The 18,465-nt window shown below is 52.4% G+C and carries 18 protein-coding genes; 10 read left to right on the top strand and 8 right to left on the bottom strand.

All coding sequences use genetic code 11. From position 1 onward, the window contains the following. Nucleotides 1–7 precede the first annotated feature (7 nt). The 3 genes from AC0YNV_RS19795 to AC0YNV_RS19785 form a co-directional block, all read right to left on the bottom strand. Complete coding sequence (locus AC0YNV_RS19795; RefSeq protein ID WP_475769566.1) at nucleotides 8–1,246, bottom strand: sugar ABC transporter substrate-binding protein; 1,239 nt, start codon at nucleotides 1,244–1,246, stop codon at nucleotides 8–10. A gap of 345 nt (nucleotides 1,247–1,591) precedes the next feature. Then, a complete protein-coding gene (add, locus tag AC0YNV_RS19790; RefSeq protein ID WP_475769565.1) occupies nucleotides 1,592–2,653 on the bottom strand; it encodes an adenosine deaminase in 1,062 nt (353 codons plus the stop codon). 42 nt (nucleotides 2,654–2,695) lie between these two features. Next, a complete protein-coding gene (locus tag AC0YNV_RS19785; RefSeq protein ID WP_475769564.1) occupies nucleotides 2,696–3,244 on the bottom strand; it encodes a glutathione peroxidase in 549 nt (182 codons plus the stop codon). Nucleotides 3,245–3,432: 188 nt separating this feature from the next. Here AC0YNV_RS19785 and AC0YNV_RS19780 point away from each other — a divergent pair, with 188 nt between their 5' ends. The 3 genes from AC0YNV_RS19780 (at nucleotide 3,433) to AC0YNV_RS19770 (ending at nucleotide 5,301) form a co-directional block, all read left to right on the top strand. Continuing rightward, a complete protein-coding gene (locus tag AC0YNV_RS19780) occupies nucleotides 3,433–4,308 on the top strand; it encodes a DUF6597 domain-containing transcriptional factor (RefSeq protein ID WP_475769563.1) in 876 nt (291 codons plus the stop codon). Nucleotides 4,309–4,349: 41 nt separating this feature from the next. Beyond that, on the top strand, nucleotides 4,350–4,838 hold the full coding sequence (locus AC0YNV_RS19775; RefSeq protein ID WP_475769562.1) for a DinB family protein: 489 nt from the start codon (nucleotides 4,350–4,352) through the stop codon (nucleotides 4,836–4,838). Nucleotides 4,839–4,899: 61 nt separating this feature from the next. Further along, nucleotides 4,900–5,301, top strand: coding sequence for an SRPBCC family protein (locus AC0YNV_RS19770; protein ID WP_475769561.1), 402 nt, complete (start codon nucleotides 4,900–4,902; stop codon nucleotides 5,299–5,301). A gap of 83 nt (nucleotides 5,302–5,384) precedes the next feature. Here the strand turns inward: AC0YNV_RS19770 and AC0YNV_RS19765 are convergent, their stop codons facing one another. Next, the gene (locus AC0YNV_RS19765) at nucleotides 5,385–5,897 is read right to left on the bottom strand and encodes a CcdC family protein (RefSeq protein ID WP_210039108.1); all 513 of its coding nucleotides are present in this window, start codon (nucleotides 5,895–5,897) and stop codon (nucleotides 5,385–5,387) included. 97 nt (nucleotides 5,898–5,994) lie between these two features. Beyond that, complete coding sequence (locus AC0YNV_RS19760) at nucleotides 5,995–6,474, bottom strand: NanQ anomerase/TabA/YiaL family protein (RefSeq protein WP_475769560.1); 480 nt, start codon at nucleotides 6,472–6,474, stop codon at nucleotides 5,995–5,997. 189 nt (nucleotides 6,475–6,663) lie between these two features. On the opposite strand from AC0YNV_RS19760, the gene AC0YNV_RS19755 reads away from it, so the two are divergent. After that, nucleotides 6,664–7,245, top strand: coding sequence for a thioredoxin family protein (locus AC0YNV_RS19755; protein ID WP_475769559.1), 582 nt, complete (start codon nucleotides 6,664–6,666; stop codon nucleotides 7,243–7,245). 60 nt (nucleotides 7,246–7,305) lie between these two features. Here AC0YNV_RS19755 and AC0YNV_RS19750 read toward each other — a convergent pair whose 3' ends face one another. After that, complete coding sequence (locus tag AC0YNV_RS19750; RefSeq protein ID WP_475769558.1) at nucleotides 7,306–7,515, bottom strand: YwbE family protein; 210 nt, start codon at nucleotides 7,513–7,515, stop codon at nucleotides 7,306–7,308. A 184-nt stretch (nucleotides 7,516–7,699) separates the two neighbouring features. On the opposite strand from AC0YNV_RS19750, the gene AC0YNV_RS19745 reads away from it, so the two are divergent. From AC0YNV_RS19745 to AC0YNV_RS19735, 3 genes are all read left to right on the top strand, one after another. Further along, nucleotides 7,700–8,869, top strand: coding sequence for a WD40/YVTN/BNR-like repeat-containing protein (locus AC0YNV_RS19745; protein ID WP_475769557.1), 1,170 nt, complete (start codon nucleotides 7,700–7,702; stop codon nucleotides 8,867–8,869). A gap of 143 nt (nucleotides 8,870–9,012) precedes the next feature. Further along, a complete protein-coding gene (locus AC0YNV_RS19740; protein ID WP_210039113.1) occupies nucleotides 9,013–9,237 on the top strand; it encodes a DUF1450 domain-containing protein in 225 nt (74 codons plus the stop codon). 69 nt (nucleotides 9,238–9,306) lie between these two features. Further along, nucleotides 9,307–9,810: a ferritin gene (locus AC0YNV_RS19735; RefSeq protein WP_475769699.1), complete on the top strand. Its 504-nt coding sequence runs from the start codon at nucleotides 9,307–9,309 to the stop codon at nucleotides 9,808–9,810. A gap of 72 nt (nucleotides 9,811–9,882) precedes the next feature. Here the strand turns inward: AC0YNV_RS19735 and AC0YNV_RS19730 are convergent, their stop codons facing one another. Further along, the gene (locus AC0YNV_RS19730; RefSeq protein ID WP_475769556.1) at nucleotides 9,883–11,148 is read right to left on the bottom strand and encodes a glucose-1-phosphate adenylyltransferase; all 1,266 of its coding nucleotides are present in this window, start codon (nucleotides 11,146–11,148) and stop codon (nucleotides 9,883–9,885) included. Between the two features lie 283 nt (nucleotides 11,149–11,431). Next, entirely contained in the window at nucleotides 11,432–13,198 is a 1,767-nt protein-coding gene (locus tag AC0YNV_RS19725; RefSeq protein ID WP_475769555.1) for an alpha-glycosidase, read from the bottom strand. Nucleotides 13,199–13,382: 184 nt separating this feature from the next. Here AC0YNV_RS19725 and AC0YNV_RS19720 point away from each other — a divergent pair, with 184 nt between their 5' ends. The 3 genes from AC0YNV_RS19720 (at nucleotide 13,383) to AC0YNV_RS19710 (ending at nucleotide 18,416) form a co-directional block, all read left to right on the top strand. After that, a complete protein-coding gene (locus AC0YNV_RS19720) occupies nucleotides 13,383–13,718 on the top strand; it encodes a YflT domain-containing protein (RefSeq protein ID WP_475769554.1) in 336 nt (111 codons plus the stop codon). 134 nt (nucleotides 13,719–13,852) lie between these two features. Continuing rightward, nucleotides 13,853–17,578 (top strand): response regulator, encoded by a 3,726-nt coding sequence (locus AC0YNV_RS19715; protein ID WP_475769553.1) that lies wholly within the window; start codon nucleotides 13,853–13,855, stop codon nucleotides 17,576–17,578. Then, the gene (locus AC0YNV_RS19710; protein ID WP_379114485.1) at nucleotides 17,571–18,416 is read left to right on the top strand and encodes a CheR family methyltransferase; all 846 of its coding nucleotides are present in this window, start codon (nucleotides 17,571–17,573) and stop codon (nucleotides 18,414–18,416) included. Before AC0YNV_RS19715 ends, AC0YNV_RS19710 begins: the two co-directional genes overlap by 8 nt. Nucleotides 18,417–18,465 lie beyond the last annotated feature (49 nt).

The raw sequence follows: 18,465 nt of genomic DNA, 5'->3' as shown, positions 1-18,465 counted from the left end.
CCGGCGGTTAGCGGTTCAAGATGCGCGTCGCATTGGCGTTGTAGTCATCGAACACCTGCTGGACATTATCGCCCCTGCGGTATATTTTCTCAAAGGCCTTCAAGTAGCCTTGCGAAATCTCCTCCCAGGCTGTAATCTGCGGCATCGGCGCCGCATTCTCCGCCTGTCTGCCGATCACCTGGAAGTTGGGATCGCTCTTCAGCTTATCATCCTCCCATGCCGCCTTGACCGAAGGGAATGACTGGGTCAGCTCCATCCATTTCAGCTGCGTTTCGGTGCGGGACATGAAAGCCAGAAACTTCAGCGCCTCTTCCTTATGCTTGGAATATTGAAAGATCGACAGATCCGCGCCGCCAAGCAGCGACTCATTGTTCTCTTTCTTCGGCAGCTCGGCCGTCGCCCACTTGCCCTCCAGATCCGGAGCCTGATCTTGGATCAGCTTGATCATCCAGGGGCCGCTGATAAACATCGGGATCACCCCATCGCCTGCAAAAGCCTGGATGGCATCCAATCCCAGATCCTTGGGCGCAAGGCCTTCTCTGAAAAAGCTGTCGAGATATTCGATCGCCTCCACATAAGGGGCCTGATTAAACAGGGTTGTGTTTCCTTCAATAAGCCTGGAACCGTTCTGGCGGGCGAACATGAAGCCCAGTGTCTGCTCGGCGGTATCCAGACTGATGCCGTATTTGCCGTCGCCGCGGCCGGCCAGTCTCCGCGCTGCATCCTTCAGCTCATCCCAGGTCCCGGGAGGCTCGTCATACCCGGCCTGCTTAAGCAGATCCGTCCGGTAGTACAGCACCCGGGTGTCGATATACCAGGGAACGCCGACGAAAGCATCCCCATACCTGGTCGTCTGGACCGCGCCTTCATAGAAATTGTCCGGATTAAGCTCCGGATACTGGCCGATGTATGGGGTCAAATCCAGCAGCGATTTGGCCGATGCAATCTCGGGTATCCACGTGGTTCCCATCTGGATAATATCAGGGCCGCGGCGGGAGGCGACAGCGGTCAGCAGCTTGTCGTGCGCGTTATCCCACGGCAGCGCCTGCACCTTGATCCGGATGCCGGGATTCTCGGCCTCGAACACTTTGGCCAGCTCCGGGAGCGATTTCGCTTCCTCTCCCATCCCCCAGATATTCAAGGTGACCGTACCCCCTTCTTCCGAATTGCCCGGGGAGCAGCTTCCCAGAATGCAGCCCATCAGGATAAGAATAATCGCCGTGAGGCTTAGCTTTATTGCAGTCATGCTTGTCCCTCCTATATGTGCCATGACTTCATTGGATAAGAATAAATCTTATAAATGTTATAAGGTTAATAAAGCGAGTTTACATCTTATGAAACGTTTCTGATAAAATTAACAATTTATTACAGCCAATTCTACCTGGTGAAAATGGTCTGGATGCGCAAGCGGGAATTGTCTTCCAATCGTTGCAACCGGTGAATATGTGGTTGACCGCCGTCATGCAGCGCCACACCGCTCGCTGGGAGCTAACGCGTGGAAAAAATCGCTCTGAAACGCCAAAAAGACGGCGAATGGGATTCGCCGTCCTTCTCAAAAGCTATAAAATTTTATAACACCTTGTTCAGAGATTCAGCCTGACGCAAGCCCCAGCTCTGCGCAGGCATTGTCGAACTGCCGCAGCAGCCGCTGCTTGACGGCATCCTCCACGAAGGCCGCGTTCAAGCCATTGCGGATAAACCCGGCAATATCGCCTGCCGTCACGCCACAATGCTCCATCAGCTTCCGGTATTCCATCGTAAGCGACGTTCCCGATACGGTTCTGTTATCCGTATTTACGGTGACAATCAGCCCTTCTTCCGCATATTTGCGCAGCGGGTACGAAGACCAATCCGCTACCGCTTTTGTTTGAAGATTGCTGACCGGACACATTTCAAGCGGAACTTGTCTCGCCTTCACCAGCCCGAATACTTCAAGGTCCTCGTCCAGCCTTACCCCGTGTCCGATCCGGCTCGCCCCATGATGAACGATGGCTTCGCGGATATTAGCGGGTCCGGCAGCTTCGCCGGCATGAATGGTGATCGGCAGCCCGAGCCGGCGGGCCTCCCCGAAGAGCTCCCGAAACAGCTCAGCCGGATAACCGGCTTCGTCGCCGGCAAGATCAACGGCGACCACACCGCGGCCATGCCAATGCGCCGCGGCATCCAGAACGGCGCGGTTGATCTCCATACCATGATGCCTCATACAGATCACAATCGTCCTTGCTGTAATGCCGAACGTATCCTCACCGCGTTTCAAGCCGCGGACGACATGCCCGATAATATCCTCGAGAGTCAATCCATGCTCCGTATGCAGCTGCGGGGCGAACCTCACCTCCATATAAAGACAGTTCTCCCCGGCAGCCTGCGCGGCAAGCTCGTAAGCGGCCCGCTCCAGTGCCACCCCATCCTGAAGAAAGGCAAGGACAAAGGAAAAGGTGCTCAAATAATCCTGCAGATTATCGCAATCTTCCGCCACCTGCATATAGGCGAGCAGCCCCTCCACATGGTCGGCAGGCAGTGCAATGCCGCTTGCCTCTGCCAGCTCCAGAATCGTCTCCGGTCTGACGCTGCCGTCCAGATGAACATGGAGATCCACCTTCGGCAGCGCCGCCAGAAGCTTCTCCTGCTGAGCACGCTGTGATACTTCGGACATCTTTCCAACTCCTTTAGCTTCTCCCTGACAACTTCAGAACAATTACAGCAGCGCTTCGATATCCGATTTCATATCCAGCGGTTCTACTGTGGATTCAAAACGCTTGACGACATGGCCTTCACGATCAACAAGAAACTTCGTGAAGTTCCATTTGATCGAATCATCCTGCAGCCAATGCGGCATTTTCTCGCTCAGGAATGAGTTTAACATTTTGCCGCTGGGCTGTGTGGTGTCAAATCCTTCAAACGGAGCCGCCTCCGTCAAATAACGGAATACAGGATTTGCCGTTTCATCCCGGACATCGGATTTGGCAAACAGGGGGAAATTAACACCGTAATTGATTTGGCAAAATTCCTGCACATCGGAATTGGTACCCGGCTCCTGCTCCCCAAACTGGTTCGACGGGAAGCCGAGAATTTCAAGCCCTTGGTCCTTATATTCATCATACAGCTTTTGCAGGTCGCTGTATTGGGGTGTGAAGCCGCATTTGCTGGCCGTATTGACAACAATCAGCACCTTGCCCTTGTAATCGGATAATGCCTTGTTTTCACCTTTGATGGTTTCTGCTTGCAGATCGTAGAGCGTTGTCATGATCAAACTCCTCCTCTTTCCAATAAAAGTATTTGATAAAATTAAATTGTGCACAATATATATCTGTAGTTTAGCAATCAAGCATCCTCTTGTCAAATGAATACATCCCCTGCATGAATGACATATGTACAATCTGTTACTATACAAATACAAGTATTCCGCTCTTCATAAGCAGAGGAGGTGTTTCCATGAAGCTGCACCAGCTGTTTCAACCCCGGCAAGCAAGCGGAAGAGTCCCTTCCCATTGCTATATCGAAATTCCGCCTTCAGAGCTGCTCCGCCCCTTCGTATCCACTTATTGGGCATCCGAGCCGTTATCTGCTCACGAGCAGGAAATGAATACGGACAATGGAGCGGTCGACCGCGTTCTTCCGGATGGGTGTACCGATATTTTGTTCGAGCAAGACTTGAAGGATAACCGCTGCCAAATCCGTTACATCGGTCTGTTCGATCATCCATTCGCTATCGCTTACGATGAACAGCACCCGACCCGCAAATTCGGCGTGCGCTTCTTCCCCGGCGGGGCTTATCCTTTCGTACGGACCCCGCTGTCCGAATTTACCAACCAGCAGCTTTCTTTGGATGCTCTATGGCCGCGGCTTGCTGAAGGAATCAGCGAACGGCTGTTTGAAGCTTCCTCGCTGGATGCGCGAATACAGGTGATTGAATCGTATCTGATCACCCTCCTGCACCGGAGCAAGGCTGTAGATGACAGCCGGATGGCGAACCTGCTTGAACGGATTTTTGCAACAAAAGGAACCACCGGCATCGAGGCGTTAGCCCAAGCTGAGATTATCAGCGCCCGGCAGATGAACCGCATGTTCGAGAAATGGATCGGCATCACTCCCAAAAAGTTCTCCGAAATAGTCCGGTTCCAGTCCGTTATCAGCCAGCTGGAGCTAAGCCGGGATCCCGTGGACTGGTCCATGCTCGCCTTGAATCACGGATTCTTCGATCAAGCTCATCTGATTCATGATTTCAGGAGGTTCTACGGCGATTCGCCCATTACAGCCGCCAGAGAATACGGCAAGATGTCCGATTTTTACAATCCGATCCGCACTTGAAGGGATATACTTCTCCTATAAATGACGAAAGGAATGATCTTATGAGTGGAGTCATCGCTATTCGCGATCAACTATTGGACGAGCTGGAGCTTGCGGTACGGACCAGCGAAGCGCTTATAACACGTATCCAGCCTGAGCAGTGGGACTATCGCCCGGCGGAAAATATGCGTACGCTGCTGCAGCTGGTTCATCATCTTGTGTCAATTCCGGCGTCGGATCTGGCGATTATGCAGGAGAAGACGCAGGAAGAGGTCCAAAAGGCCGAGACGGCAGTCAGCGGCCTGACAGATCCTGGGCAATTGGCCGCCCGGTTCCGGCTTCATTATGAAACGCTGCATGCCTGCATGATCTCGCTCAGCGAGGATGAGCTGCTGCACAAATCCACCAAAGCTTTCTATCTGGAGCATGGCATGGTTCAGAGCAAATGGCTGATTGAAATCGTAACGCATACCTTTCACCACCGCTCGCAGCTCTATAACTACTTGAAGCAGCTTGGGCATGACCTTAATTTTCTCATGCTTTATGGATGAACCGCCCCTTCGCGGGCTGTGCCGTTCAAAGGCCGAATTCTTTTATAAGGAGCTGTTTGAATTGACAAAATTGATGCATTCCCAAACGCTGCAGGTTCGCATTGAAAACTCGCCGCAAACCGTATACGAATACGCCGTGAATCCGGAAAATTTCCCGGAATGGACAACCTCGTTCAGCCTCACGGTCCGTCAATCCGGCGAAGAGTGGCTCGTCGAAACACCGGATGGGCCGATGGGCATCGCCTTCGCGGCCAGGAATGAATGGGGCGTATTGGATCACCATGTGCGTCCCGCCTCCGGTCCCGAGCTGTATAATCCAATGCGGGTCATTCCCAATGGGGAGGGCTGCGAGGTTCACTTTACCTTGTTCCAGCACTCCGGCATGTCCGACGGGAAATTCGCTGAGGATGCGGGCATGGTGCAGCGCGATCTGGAGACGTTGAAACGCAGGATGGAGAAGTAGCGCATGCACGAAAAAGCAGGGACTCCTTAAGAATAGGAATCCCTGCTTTTTGGGTTTGCGTATGGCCGCCCGGCCCTTATCCATCAGTTGGAAAGCCCGGTGTCCTGCAAATCGATTTCCCTCTTCAGCTTGATATACGCTCTAAGCATGGCAATGCGCCATACCAGAATCATCCCGAAAGCGAGAATAAAGAACAATCCGCCGGTCTGGGGAATGGTGATGCTCTGTTCCACTACGTCATGCAGCAGCAGCCTTACGACGAGCAGTCCAAGCAGGATAAAGATAAAGGTCTTGGAGCGTCTGAGCACAATGGTCTCCCCGCTGCGCTCCAGCGCCGAGGTCCGGATAAGCGGATAAGCAAACAGCAGTCCCCCTGCCGCAAAAGCGATCAGTGCCCAGCTCCACGGAATGCGCGTAACGGGAACGACGAACATCAGGAAGCCCGTTGACATGCCGATAGGCGGAATAATGATTTTGCGCATGGTTGTCGGGCGGTTCGATGCCCGGAGGCGCAGGAACAAAACCGCGATACCCGAGATTAACGTAAGAATGATGGAAGCGCTGTGTGCAGGAAATGAGTCCGGAAGAAAGCCCACGAGGACATTAGCCCCTTTTTGTAAGTGAATGTGTACTTCCCTATCCTACTCTATTTGGAAATCCGGTTGCAAATTTCCCCGTGCAAGTCCTGCTCATTTATTGCTGATCAAACAGATCCCGGTGAATCTTGACAACGACTTTACGCAGGGGCACATCCTCCGCTATCGAGCAGTTGGGCCTGTGAATATCCGAAGGAAACAGCACGACAAAACCGCCGGGAGCCAAATGGACATCGATTTCGCCCTGAACCTCATCGTAAAAAGCGATATCCTCTTTATCATACCGCTCATCCGTAATGATCTGCTCCGGAGAGGCTTTGGCCACCCCCATGCACTCCCTGCCGCTGAGCAGCAGCTGCACATCGATATGCTCCCTGTGCGATTCCGGCTTAATCGCCTTCTTCTCCCTCGTTGTCAACTCATTCAGCAGCAGAAACATCCCCGTTTCTCCGAGCTCATGCTTTCCTGGAGGAAGCGCTGCCAAATCCATCTGCTGAAGCCGGTCAACCGCCCTTCTTACCGGGGCCGGGAACGTATGCTTCTCCGTCTCCCAGTTCGTCAAATCACTATAGATCATCCTTGTATCTCCTCTCTTTTCCGCGGGGAGTGCATCCTTTACGGTTCACCCTGCGCGGGAACTGTCCCTATCTTCTCAAAAAATCGCCTGGAAGGGAAGACGCTTCCATCCCTCTGGTTGTATCGGCTGGAAAGGACCGCTATAATCAGGGGGAGTGACCATTTTTTTTGAGATGAGGAGGAAACGGTAATGGCTTTCACACTGCAATTGGGGGCTGAAGCTCCAAGCTTCTCGCTGCCGGCAACGAACGGTCAAACTTACTCCCTGGATGATTTCTCAGACGCACCGGCGCTTGTTGTGTTCTTCACCTGCAATCATTGTCCCTTTGTACTTGGCTCTAACGGGGTAACCCGTGCCACGGCGCTCAAATTCGCCGAGCATGGCGTTCGTTTCGTCGCCATTAATGCCAACAGCGAGGTGACGCATCCCGATGATTCCTTCGCGCATATGGTGGAGGTGATGGAGAAGGAACGCTTCCCCTGGGTCTATCTGCATGACAAATCCCAGGATGTCGCACGCGCTTATGGCGCCCTTCGCACTCCGCATTTCTATGTATTCGATGCCGACCGCAAGCTTATTTACACGGGACGCGGCGTTGACCAGCCCCGTGAGATCGGCAAAATGACCGTCAACGATCTGGACCAGGCCCTCACGGAGCATCTGGCAGGCAAGCCCGTATCAACGCCCCTGACCAATCCCATCGGCTGCAATGTCAAATGGGACGGACAGGATGCCCACTGGATGCCGGAGGAAGCCTGCGACCTGGTGTAAAACTATATATGATCAAAAAAAGGCGCTGCAGAGGCGATTACCCTCCCGAGCGCCTTTTTGTTATGAATTGCTGTCCACAATCGTCTTGACCCGTCCCACATCTCCGCTCTGCAACCTTACCTTGATTCCATGCGGATGATTGGCCGAGTTGGTTAAAATATCTTTCACGACCCCGCGCGTCGTCTGACCCGAGGCCTGATCCTTTTTCAATACGATATCCACAAGCAAGCCCGGACGAATCGACGCCCGCTGCTGTCCATTTGCGCTCATATACGTTTACCTCCTTCAATTTCATTGATGCTTTCCAAGCCATGTTCTTTATCATAATCCAGACGATTGCTCAAGTAAAGAAACCCATCTCTCCCGCTCCTGCAACTATTCCGTCCGAAAAGCCGTCTGGAAGATGAGAGAAAAAGAAGCTTTTGGGGTAATACAATAACGAGGTGATACGAACATGAGAAGAAACAGACTTGGAGCATTAGGTATTCTTACTCTTTCCGCAGCATTATTCACAGGAATCGCCGCCGAACCGCCTCCCGCTTCCGGGGCAGGAGCAGCACTGGCGCAGTCTTCAGGCGGCTGCCGCGCAGACGGTAACAGCTTGACGCTCAAGACGGTGCCGGACACCGGTGATCAGGCTCATTTTGAATCCATCCAGTTCCTCAGCCCGAAGATCGGACGGGCAGCCGGGAACGGCTTTATGATCGGCACGTCGGATGGCGGCTGCAGCTGGCAGGCCATTAACAATGAAGGAAAATACGATTTTCAGGATATGCAGTTTCAAACCAACTCGACAGGTTATGTGATGGCCAAGACCAAAGCCGGCGGGCCGAATCTACTCTTTAAAACGACGGATGGCGGCACTACGCTGACGCAGGTTCATACCGGCGCTTACGCGTTTGACCGTGTTCAGTTCCTCTCTGAGGATGTCGGTTACGGCTTCAGTCACACCCTGACGTTCAAGACCACCAACGGGGGGCAAACCTGGGAGAAAGTGACGACCCCGCCCAACACCCGCTACGTCCACTTCATTAACCAGAATGAAGGCTGGGTGGTCACACTTGTTCCCGGAACAGGCTACGAAATCAAACGCACCGTTAACGGCGGGAAGACATGGGCTAACACGCTGAGCGTCAAGTCGGCCACCGTTGTCGGCGGACAGATCTACGGCACTGAAGAATCCAACGTATGGGTTGTGCTCTACGGAGATTCGGGCATGTCGCAAACGTCCTACTCCCTGTTTCATACAAGCGACGCAGGCGCACATTGGAAGCAGCTTGTCTCCAATTCAACGGCTGGCGGCGGCCCGGCGCCCGGACCTGAGGTTGCCGGTCTGAACGGTCCGACAGGCTCTCCTGAGAACATGCAAGTCATCGGTCATGAAGCCGCTTATCTGGCCGCTTCATCCGGCGCTTACGAGAAAGTGTCGATCTGCAGATCATTGGATAACGGCAAAACCTTCAAGACGATTACCGGCATTCCCGGTTATGCGGGCAAACTGTCCTTTACTTCCGCCAAAGACGGCTTTATTGCGATAACGAGTCTATCGTACTCGGCTATCTATGGAACCACGGACAGCGGCACGACCTGGACGAAAAAGTTTTCCCTGCCTACAGTCAATTAATTCATGAATCCCCCGGCTCAAGCTGATCATCGCGAGCCGGGGGATTTTATCTTTTCTCAGGTGTTGACATTGAGAATGAGAATTACTATCATTATTTGCAGATGGATTTTAAATCCAAGTCCGAAAGAGGTCGGTATAATCGGATGAAGAAAATCAAATACTGCTGCAGAAACTTCAAAAACGGCTCCAAGTCGGTTTATACATCGCTTAAGCATGAGTTTCCGGATTTAAAACAGAAGAAGAAAGACTGCCTCGGCAATTGCAAGCTGTGCTCCAGGCAGTGTCTGGTTATGATCGGCAAATCGGAGATCGTCGTAGCTCCGACGGCTGAAGTTTTGTACCGCAAGCTGAAAGATCGAATAGGCTAACCGCCCTTGATTATGGTACGATAGCGAAGAGCAATTTACCATTTTACAGTAAGGGAGTGCGGCCCGATGATGAATGAAACCTTAAGTCATGCTTTGAACGAACAGTTAAACTTCGAGTTGTATTCCGCTCATGTCTATTTGGCCATTGGCGCATACTGCTCAGGCGAAAGTCTGGACGGCTTCGCTAATTTCTTTATTGTTCAAGCGGAAGAGGAACGGTTCCACGCGATGAAGATTTACAAATACCTGAATGACCGCGGCAGCCGCGTCACTTTAACCGGTATGGAAACTCCAAACAATGAATATAGCTCCATTCTTGATGCCTTCGAGCAGGCTTATCAGCATGAGCGGGAAGTGACCAAACGGATCTATCATCTCTCCGATCTGGCATTGAATGACCGCGAGCATGCGACAATCCAGTTTTTGAAATGGTTTATTGATGAGCAGGTTGAAGAAGAATCGATGTTCGATACCATCATCCAGAAGCTCAAACGGATCGATACGGACAGCAACGCTTTCTTCATGCTGGAGAATGAATTCGCACAGCGCAAATTTACGCCTCCTGCCGTATAGATCCCTGCGCAAACAGAATCAAGCCCGGAGCGGTTGGTTCCGGGCTTGATTTATTTTATTGATCCTACATGCTTACGCGTTGTCGCTCAGCACTTTACTTTCCCTGGAAACAAACGGCATATACACATCCCGCTCCTCGAAGAAGTTGTGCGGAAGGCGGGACGGTGTAACCATGAACCGCGGATGAACGGCTACGCGGTCATTAGCGACGATCACCGTAATTTCCCCATTCATATTCCCGATCACCGCTCCATCCTCAATGACAGCCCCTTCGCCTACGATGGCGCGGTACAGCCATACATTGCGTCCAATGCGGGCCCCCGGCATGACCACACTTTCGCGGACATCGGACCCTTCGCCAATGGCGACATCACCGAAAACAACGGAGCGGTCAACATCCCCTTCAATCGAGCTGCCGGGATGTACAATCGAGTTCTGCACGTCGACAGCCGGACTCATGTAGGAAGACAGCGTATAAAGCTTTTCCTTCGACAGGATCGGCCAGGCATCGGCATCGACTTTGCCCGCAGCCGCCGCGCCTGCAGCAATTTGTCCGTCAATCAAATCCATATGCGCTTCCCACAAGCTGTCGATTGTGCCTACATCACGCCAGTATCCGTCAAATGAATGAGCCTGCAGATGCATCCTGGAGCGCAGCATTTGCGGGATGATATCCTTGCCGAAATCATGGCTGGAAGCGGCGTTGTCGGCATCCTCGATCAGCAGGCTGCGCAGATCGGCCCAGCGGAACATATAGATTCCCATGGAGGCCAGATTGCTGACAGGCTCGGCCGGTTTCTCGGCGAAATCCACGATGCGCTCCGATTCATCCGTATTCATAATCCCGAAGCGGCTTGCGTCCTTCCACGGAACGCGTTTGACGGCAATCGTCGCAGCAGCGCCGCTTTTGATATGCTTCTCCATCAGTGCGCCATAATCCATTTTATAAATATGATCGCCCGATAAAATCAATACATGCTCGGGATTCTGCTGATCCACATAATCGATATTCTGATAAATCGCATCCGCGGTTCCGGCATAACCGCTTTCGCCGATTCTGCTGGATGGAAGAAGGGCGATATCTGTCCTTCTCCCGCTTTTTCTGTTGCGCCAGGCTCTGCCATCGCCAATGTGTTTATGTAGCGATTCGGCCTGATACTGGGTGAGTACGCCGATCGTTTCTATGTGGGAATGGACACAGTTGCTTAACGTGAAATCAATAATTCGGCTGTGGCCGCCGAAAGGCACCGCCGGTTTGGCGAGCTTCGCTGTGAGAGGTCCCAATCTGCGGCCCTCACCTCCGGCAAGCAGCATAGCAAGACAAGAATTGGCATTCATTTCCTCATTACCTCCCGGTGATGCAACAAGTTCCGGCAAGAAGAACCGGCTTCGCCGTCCATTGGCGGCAAAGGTAAGTTTCTTCCCTTTAGAACATATAGAAATTTATCGATGTGCAGCGTTATAAATTCTATAAGTTCAAGAAAACCGGCTTGTTTGCTGTGTGTTTCTTTAATACCACGCAGCACAGGTTTATGAAACGCATCAAAAAATTTCATGCTTTGGACGCAAACAAGCAGCTTCAAGATCATATTTTTCGGGTATGGAGCAGGTCGCTGTTATGTTATTTCTTAACTAGTATGTCCTGCAGGCTGCGGGACAATATCCGGTATCCGAATGGCTCCAGTTCCACCTTCTGCATGCCACCGATCATAGGGACCTCCTCCCCGGACAGCGCATCAACCCAGTCTCCGCCCGGAATGTGATGCTCCAGAACGGTACGTTCATCCGTGTTGTTCATCCAGATGGTAAAATGTTCGCCGGCATCCATTCGTTCATAGATGATCCTCTGGTCGCCAGAGTCCGCCTTCAGGAAGCGAAAGCGTCCGCTCCGCAAAGCCGTATGGGCTTTGCGAAGGTCAATCAGCAGCTTATAAAAGTCAAACAGCTCCCGGTCCTGCTCCTGCCTGCCCCATAACATGCAGCGGCGGTTGTCCGGATCCTCTCCGCCCTTGAGGCCAATTTCATCGCCATAAAAGATACAAGGGGTTCCGATGTAGGTCATCAGGAACACGACCGCAAGCTTCAGCCGCTCCTTGTTCTCCCCGACCCGGGTCAATACGCGAGCGGTATCATGGCTGGACAGCAGATTGAAAATCACCTCGCTGGTCTGCTGGGGATAGCGGATCAAGAGCGCATTTATACGCTCCGCGAACGTAAGTCCGTCCACATTTTCCTCCGCAATGAAGTCCATAACGGTATCTGCGAAGGGATAGTTCATCACCGAATCAAACTGATCGCCAAGCAGCCACATCATGGAATCGCTCCAAACCTCGCCAATCAGATAGGCATCCGGCTTGACCGCTTTTACCCGCTGCCTGAATTCACGCCAAAAATGATGATCCACCTCATTGGCGACATCAAGGCGCCAGCCGTCAATATCCGTCTCCCTGATCCAATATTCCGCCACGTCCAGCAAATAACGCTTCACATCTCTATTCGCGGTATTGAGCTTGGGCATATGTTCAAAAAAACCGAATGTCTCATAGGTGGCCCTGCCATCCTTCACCTGCAGCGGAAAAGACCGGATATGGAACCAATCCTTGTAGCGGGATTGTTCCCCCTTCTCCACCACGTCGCGGAACGGTGGAAAATGCTCGCTGGCATGATTGAACACCGCATCCAGCACAACACGGATTCCCCGTTCATGACAAGCCTCCACAAGCTGCTTCAAATCCTGAATATCTCCAAAATAAGGATCGATCCTGCGATAATCGATGATGTCGTATTTATGATTGGAGGGCGATTCGAAGATCGGCGTCAAATAAACAGCAGTAATCCCAAGCTCGCTCAAATGGTCGAGACGGCCGAGAATTCCCTGCAAATCACCGCCGAAAAAATTTTCTTTGGTCGGCTCAGAACCCCAATCCGCCAGTCTCTCCCGCCTGCTTCCGCTTTTGCCTTTCTCAAACCGGTCCGGCATGATTTGATAAAACACCGCATCCTTGGCCCACTGCGGGGCGGAGAATAGATCCACCTCATGAATGTACGGATACTCGTAATAACCCCGTGTGGGCGCCGGCGGCTCGGAAGAAACACCCGCTTCCGTTAGATAAGCAAGCTCATCGCCGCTTCTCATGCGAAATCCATAGGAGAAACGTTTGAATGCAGGCTTGACCGCCGCCATCCAGTAATCGAAGAAGCGATCGGCTGCCACCTTCTCCATCGGGATATCCTCCTGCAAATGTTCCCAATCGTATTTGTCGCCGGTCATGGCAGCGACCTCGTCCACATCGTCCTTCTTCGTCTGGACGAGCAGATGAATCGTCTCTTTGTCATAGGCATAAGCCCAATTGCTCCGCGGTTTGTGATAAAAGCATTCCCTGAACATCCTGATCCCTCCCCCTTATGTCACACACGCTTGTCAGGCGGTATTTACTACTTGTTTAAACGAGAAATTTCCGCTATGAACCGCCTTATCCTATCCGGAGTATTGTTTCAACTGGATACACACCGGGGTAAGTCTGACTTAGGCTAACCTGGCCAAGACCAAATTGAATTATGGAGGGATTTCTATGTATGAAACTAAACCGACCGTTCAAATTGTGACGACAGCCATGGATGCTCTGCACACCGTGCGGGAGCTGAACCGACAGGGTTATAAACAGGATAATATTTTCGTACTCGCCCATGACAGCGATCAGACCAAATCGCTGGCTGATGCTACGGACACGAATTCCATCGGCATGGCGGAAGAAGGCGTCTTTACGACGATGGCCAATGTATTCCGCTCACGGGGTGATGAAATACGTGCCAAGCTGCAGTCTATCGGCTTTACCGACAGTGAATCCGAGCGTTATGAAGAGGAGCTCGACCGTGGTCGTGTACTTGTTATCAGCAACATTCACTAAAGGGCTTGAACAATCGCATAAGCAACTGGATAAATTAGGTCGCAGCCGTTTAGGCTTGCGGCCTAATCGTTCGTATATTTACGAATGCAAGTCAATAAGAAAGAGAAAAAAAACAAAAATGGGAGTCAGCTTACATGAAAATCAAGGCTAAACTAATGATCAGTTTTTTCGTCATGATTGGTTTATTGCTTATCATATCCCTGGCGGGGCTGAATAATTTCACCAAGATGAACGGCAAACTGGATGAGGTCTATTCCAACCGGTATCAGAAGCTCATGGTTGCTTACGATCTGCGCGGCTATGTCAATAATACGGCCAAGGGACTCGTCAATGTCCTGACGGTGCCGTCGGAAGAAACCCTGCAGAAGAACGAAGCTCTTCTCAAGGAGTCGCCTGTGCAAGCTGAACAGTCCCTCGAAAGCCTGAAGAAAATCGCATCCTCGGACACGGAGAACAGCATCCTGCGCGAGCTTGAACGAAACCTGGATCAGTATAATGTCTATACCACCCGGGTTATTCAGCTGGTGCAGCAGGGCAAGGGCACGGAGGCGATTGCGCTCCGTGAGAAGGAAGGGCTGGGGTACCAGGAAGCAGCCGTTAATCTGATTGACGATTTAAGCAGCTTTCACCGACAGGCTATGGATCAGGCGGTAGCCGAAGCCAAGAGCATGAATCAGACCACGCAGATCATCATGATCTCGACTACCATACTCGGCTTATTGCTCGGTCTTGGCATTATGCTGTGGAACCTGACCAGCATGAACCGCGGTCTGAATAGTCTTTCTTCCTTAATCGGCGCTTATGCCCGGGGTATGCTCGATCCCCGCTCCCGAAAATATACGGAAACCCAGGATGAATTTGGCGAAGTGGCCAAGGCATTCTACTCCCTGGCGGATGATCTGGGACGGAAAACTACAATAGAGCAGGCCTACAACAAGCAGATGGAAGATGAGACCTGGGTAAAAACGAATCTGGCCGCCGTCGCCGTTGTGCTGCAAAGCGAGCAGGAAATTGCCATGGTTGGCCAACTCTTCATCGAGCAGCTTGTGCCGCTTGTCGGGGCTTCTTATGGCGGAATGTATGTAAGGGAAGAATTAGGCTCTGCGAGCCGGCTGAAGCTAGAAGGCTCTTATGCCCTTCACGAAGAAGCGCTGTTCGGCCAATCCTTTGCCTTCGGCGAGGGGCTTGTGGGGCAATGTGCGCGCAGTCAAGAGGAGCTCGAGCTGAGCGAGCTGCCCGAATCCTATATCAAGCTCAAATCCGGGATCGGCGAGACCGTCCCCCGTACGCTGCTGCTCGTTCCGGTTACCTATCAGAAGCAGCTGCTTGCCGTTATTGAGCTTGCCAGCCTGCAAGCCTTCGATGAAAGGCAGCGCAAGCTGGTTCATGAATTGGCAGAAAACTGCGGCATTGCCCTGAACAATCTGTTCGGACGCATCCGCGTACAGGAGCTGCTTCATGAGTCGCAGACCATGGCCGAAGAGCTGCAGGTCCAATCTGAGGAGCTCATGTCGCAGCAGGAAGAACTCCGCAGATCCAATGAGAACCTGGAGGAACAAACCGAGGCGCTCAAGAGGTCGGAGGAACAGCTGCAGAGTCAGCAGGAGCAGCTCGAGCACAATAATGATGAACTGGTGAAGAAAACCCATGAGCTGGAGCAGCAGATGCGCCAGACTGAGCAGAAGAACGAGCAAATCGAGAAAACGAAGACGGCTCTGGAGAAGCAAACCGTGCAGCTTGCGCTTTCTTCCAAATATAAATCCGAATTCTTGGCCAATATGTCGCATGAGCTGCGCACGCCGCTTAACAGCCTGCTCATCCTGTCCCAGATGCTCACGGATAATAAAGAAGGCAATTTAACCGCCAAACAGGTTGAATTTGCCACGACCATCCATTCCTCGGGCGGAGATTTGCTTAAATTGATTGATGAAATCCTGGACTTGTCCAAAATCGGGGCAGGCAAAATGAATATTGTCACCGAGGAGGTGCCGATCCGGGACTTGACAGAAATGGTGCGGAGCAGCTTCAAGCCCGTCAGCCAGCAGAAGAACATCAATCTCCAGATCCGCATCGAGCCCGGAACCCCGGCCAGCTTGTATACAGACAACCAGCGGATCAAGCAAATACTCAAGAACCTCTTGTCCAACGCTTTCAAATTTACGCAGGAGGGTTCGGTCAGTTTAAGCATCCGCTCCTCCCAGCCGGATGACCTTGAATTTGCCGAGGGGAAGGGATCGGTCCTGGCCTTCGAGGTGCGCGATACCGGTATCGGCATTCCTCTTGAGAAGCAGCAGATAATATTCGAGGCCTTCCAGCAGGCGGACGGCACGACAAGCCGCACCTATGGCGGGACCGGCCTCGGCCTTGCCATCAGCCGGGATCTGGCCAAGCTGCTCGGCGGAGAAATTACGCTGCACAGCGAAGAAGGCCGTGGCAGCACCTTCACCTTGTACCTGCCGGAATTCCATGTGGCGGCAAGCGTGGAGAGTCCGGCCGGGGCGGAAGAAGATTCCTGGCTTGCGGGTCACCCGGAGCACAGCCTGGACCAGGAAAGCATGGCTTTTCCGTCGGCTGATCAGACAGCCTCCGCTTTCGCCTCGGGCGAAGCGGCGCTTGCCGCCTCCACAGCCCAGGTTATGCCGGCCAATCTGACGGTGGAGGACGACCGTGACGAGATCGCGCCCCAAGACCGGGTTGTCCTTATCATTGAGGACGATATTCACTTTGCCCGGGTACTGCTCGATATCGCAAGGTCGCGCGGATTTAAAGGCATCGTAGCGCTGCAGGGAGATATCGGCCTCGCATGCGCCAAAAATTATAGCCCGGATGCCATTCTGCTGGACATCATGCTGCCGGTCATGGATGGCTGGTCGGTGCTGCATCATCTCAAGCATGACGCCGATACCCGCCATATACCGGTTCACGTCATCTCTGTCATGGATGATATCCAGCAGGGATTGTCGATGGGAGCCATCGCCTATCTGACCAAGCCGGCCAAGAAGGAGCGGCTGGAGAGCCTGTTCCTGCAGATCGAATCCTTCCTGGAGCGGGATCTGAAGCATCTGCTCGTTGTCGAGGATGATGCTGCGCAGCGTATCAGCATTGTGGAGCTGATCGGACATGACGATGTCGTTATCAAAGCGGTATCCACAGGCAGGGAAGCGATAGAGGAATTAGCCGCGCAGCATTACGATTGCATGGTGCTGGACCTGGGATTGCCTGATATTAACGGGTTCGATTTGTTGGATAATATCCGCAAGGATGATATTCTTAGAGAAATGCCGATCATTATTTACACGGGACGCGAGCTGGACAAGAAGGAAGAAATACAGCTCAAGAAATATGCGGAGACTATCATTATCAAGGATGTCAAGTCGCCGGAGAGGCTGCTTGACGAAACGACGTTGTTCCTGCATCGGGTCGTGGCTGATTTGCCGGAGGATAAGCGCAGCGTTCTGCACAGGCTGCACAGTGTGGAGACTATCTTCGAGGACAAGCCGATTCTGATTGTGGACGATGATATTCGCAATGTGTTTGCCTTATCCAGCGCGCTGGAGAGCTATAATATGGATATCCATTTCGCCGAGAATGGCCGTGAAGCACTGGAGATGCTGGATAAGCATCAGGATATCAAGCTGATCCTCATGGACATGATGATGCCGGAGATGGACGGCTACGAAACAATGCGGCATATCCGGCTTATGCCGGAATACGAGCAGCTGCCCATTATCGCCATTACGGCCAAGGCGATGAAGGAGGACCGCGATAAATGCATCGAGGCGGGCGCTTCCGACTACATCGCCAAACCGGTAAATATTGATCAGCTGCTGTCATTAATGAGGGTGTGGTTGTATAAATAACGAGAAGATTGTCAACGAAGCGTCTGAGCGGGAGCGGATCGAAATCGAGCTTCTGCTTGAAGGACTGTATCAATTGTACGGCTATGATTTTCGCAATTATTCCTTCTCCTCCGTCCGCCGGAGAATCTGGCATCGGGTGAATTCGGAACGGCTTGCCACCATAACCGCACTCACGAACAAGATGCTGCATGACAGGGAAGTCATGACCCGTCTCTTATCCGACCTGACGATCCATGTGACGGAGATGTTCCGCGACCCTGCTGTATTCCGCTCATTCCGCGAGCATGTCGTACCGATGCTGCGCACCTATCCGTTCATCCGGATCTGGCATGCGGGCTGCTCGACGGGCGAGGAGGTCTATTCCATGGCCATCTTGTTGAAAGAGGAAGGGCTGTATGAGAAGTCGCGAATCTATGCCACGGATATGAGCGAGCGTGTGCTCGACTCGGCCAAACAGGGTGTTTTCTCCATTGACCGCATGCAGAGCTTTACCCGCAATTATATGGATGCCGGCGGCAAGGAAGCCTTCAGCAAATATTACACGGCCAAATATGATTCCGTGCTGTTTCATTCCGAGCTGAAGTCCAATATTGTGTTTGCGCAGCATAATCTGGTTACGGACCGGTCCTTCAATGAGTTCAATGTCATATTCTGCCGCAATGTGATGATTTATTTTAACAAAGAGCTGCAAAATCATGTGCACGGCCTGCTGTACGACAGCCTGAGCACATTTGGCATATTGGCGCTCGGCACCAAGGAATCGATTAATTTCACGCTCCATGCGGACGCCTATGAGGAGATGGATCCCCAGACCCGTTTGTACCGCAAAACAAAATAAGAAGCGTCCGCCTATCTCCTTCGGGTACCGATGTTTATCTTGAAATAAA

Source organism: Paenibacillus sp. JT31N11, assembly GCF_056269285.1.
Note: the sequence above shows the minus strand (reverse complement) of the source record. Positions and strands in the feature narration are given on the sequence as shown.

Coding starts and splice junctions, on each gene's coding strand:
- AC0YNV_RS19795 (WP_475769566.1), bottom strand. CDS start 1,246: ATGACTGCAATAAAGCTAAGCCTCACGGCGATTATTCTTATCCTGATG.
- add (WP_475769565.1), bottom strand. CDS start 2,653: ATGTCCGAAGTATCACAGCGTGCTCAGCAGGAGAAGCTTCTGGCGGCG.
- AC0YNV_RS19785 (WP_475769564.1), bottom strand. CDS start 3,244: ATGACAACGCTCTACGATCTGCAAGCAGAAACCATCAAAGGTGAAAAC.
- AC0YNV_RS19780 (WP_475769563.1), top strand. CDS start 3,433: ATGAAGCTGCACCAGCTGTTTCAACCCCGGCAAGCAAGCGGAAGAGTC.
- AC0YNV_RS19775 (WP_475769562.1), top strand. CDS start 4,350: ATGAGTGGAGTCATCGCTATTCGCGATCAACTATTGGACGAGCTGGAG.
- AC0YNV_RS19760 (WP_475769560.1), bottom strand. CDS start 6,474: ATGATCTATAGTGATTTGACGAACTGGGAGACGGAGAAGCATACGTTC.
- AC0YNV_RS19755 (WP_475769559.1), top strand. CDS start 6,664: ATGGCTTTCACACTGCAATTGGGGGCTGAAGCTCCAAGCTTCTCGCTG.
- AC0YNV_RS19750 (WP_475769558.1), bottom strand. CDS start 7,515: ATGAGCGCAAATGGACAGCAGCGGGCGTCGATTCGTCCGGGCTTGCTT.
- AC0YNV_RS19745 (WP_475769557.1), top strand. CDS start 7,700: ATGAGAAGAAACAGACTTGGAGCATTAGGTATTCTTACTCTTTCCGCA.
- AC0YNV_RS19740 (WP_210039113.1), top strand. CDS start 9,013: ATGAAGAAAATCAAATACTGCTGCAGAAACTTCAAAAACGGCTCCAAG.
- AC0YNV_RS19735 (WP_475769699.1), top strand. CDS start 9,307: ATGAATGAAACCTTAAGTCATGCTTTGAACGAACAGTTAAACTTCGAG.
- AC0YNV_RS19730 (WP_475769556.1), bottom strand. CDS start 11,148: ATGAATGCCAATTCTTGTCTTGCTATGCTGCTTGCCGGAGGTGAGGGC.
- AC0YNV_RS19725 (WP_475769555.1), bottom strand. CDS start 13,198: ATGTTCAGGGAATGCTTTTATCACAAACCGCGGAGCAATTGGGCTTAT.
- AC0YNV_RS19720 (WP_475769554.1), top strand. CDS start 13,383: ATGTATGAAACTAAACCGACCGTTCAAATTGTGACGACAGCCATGGAT.
- AC0YNV_RS19715 (WP_475769553.1), top strand. CDS start 13,853: ATGAAAATCAAGGCTAAACTAATGATCAGTTTTTTCGTCATGATTGGT.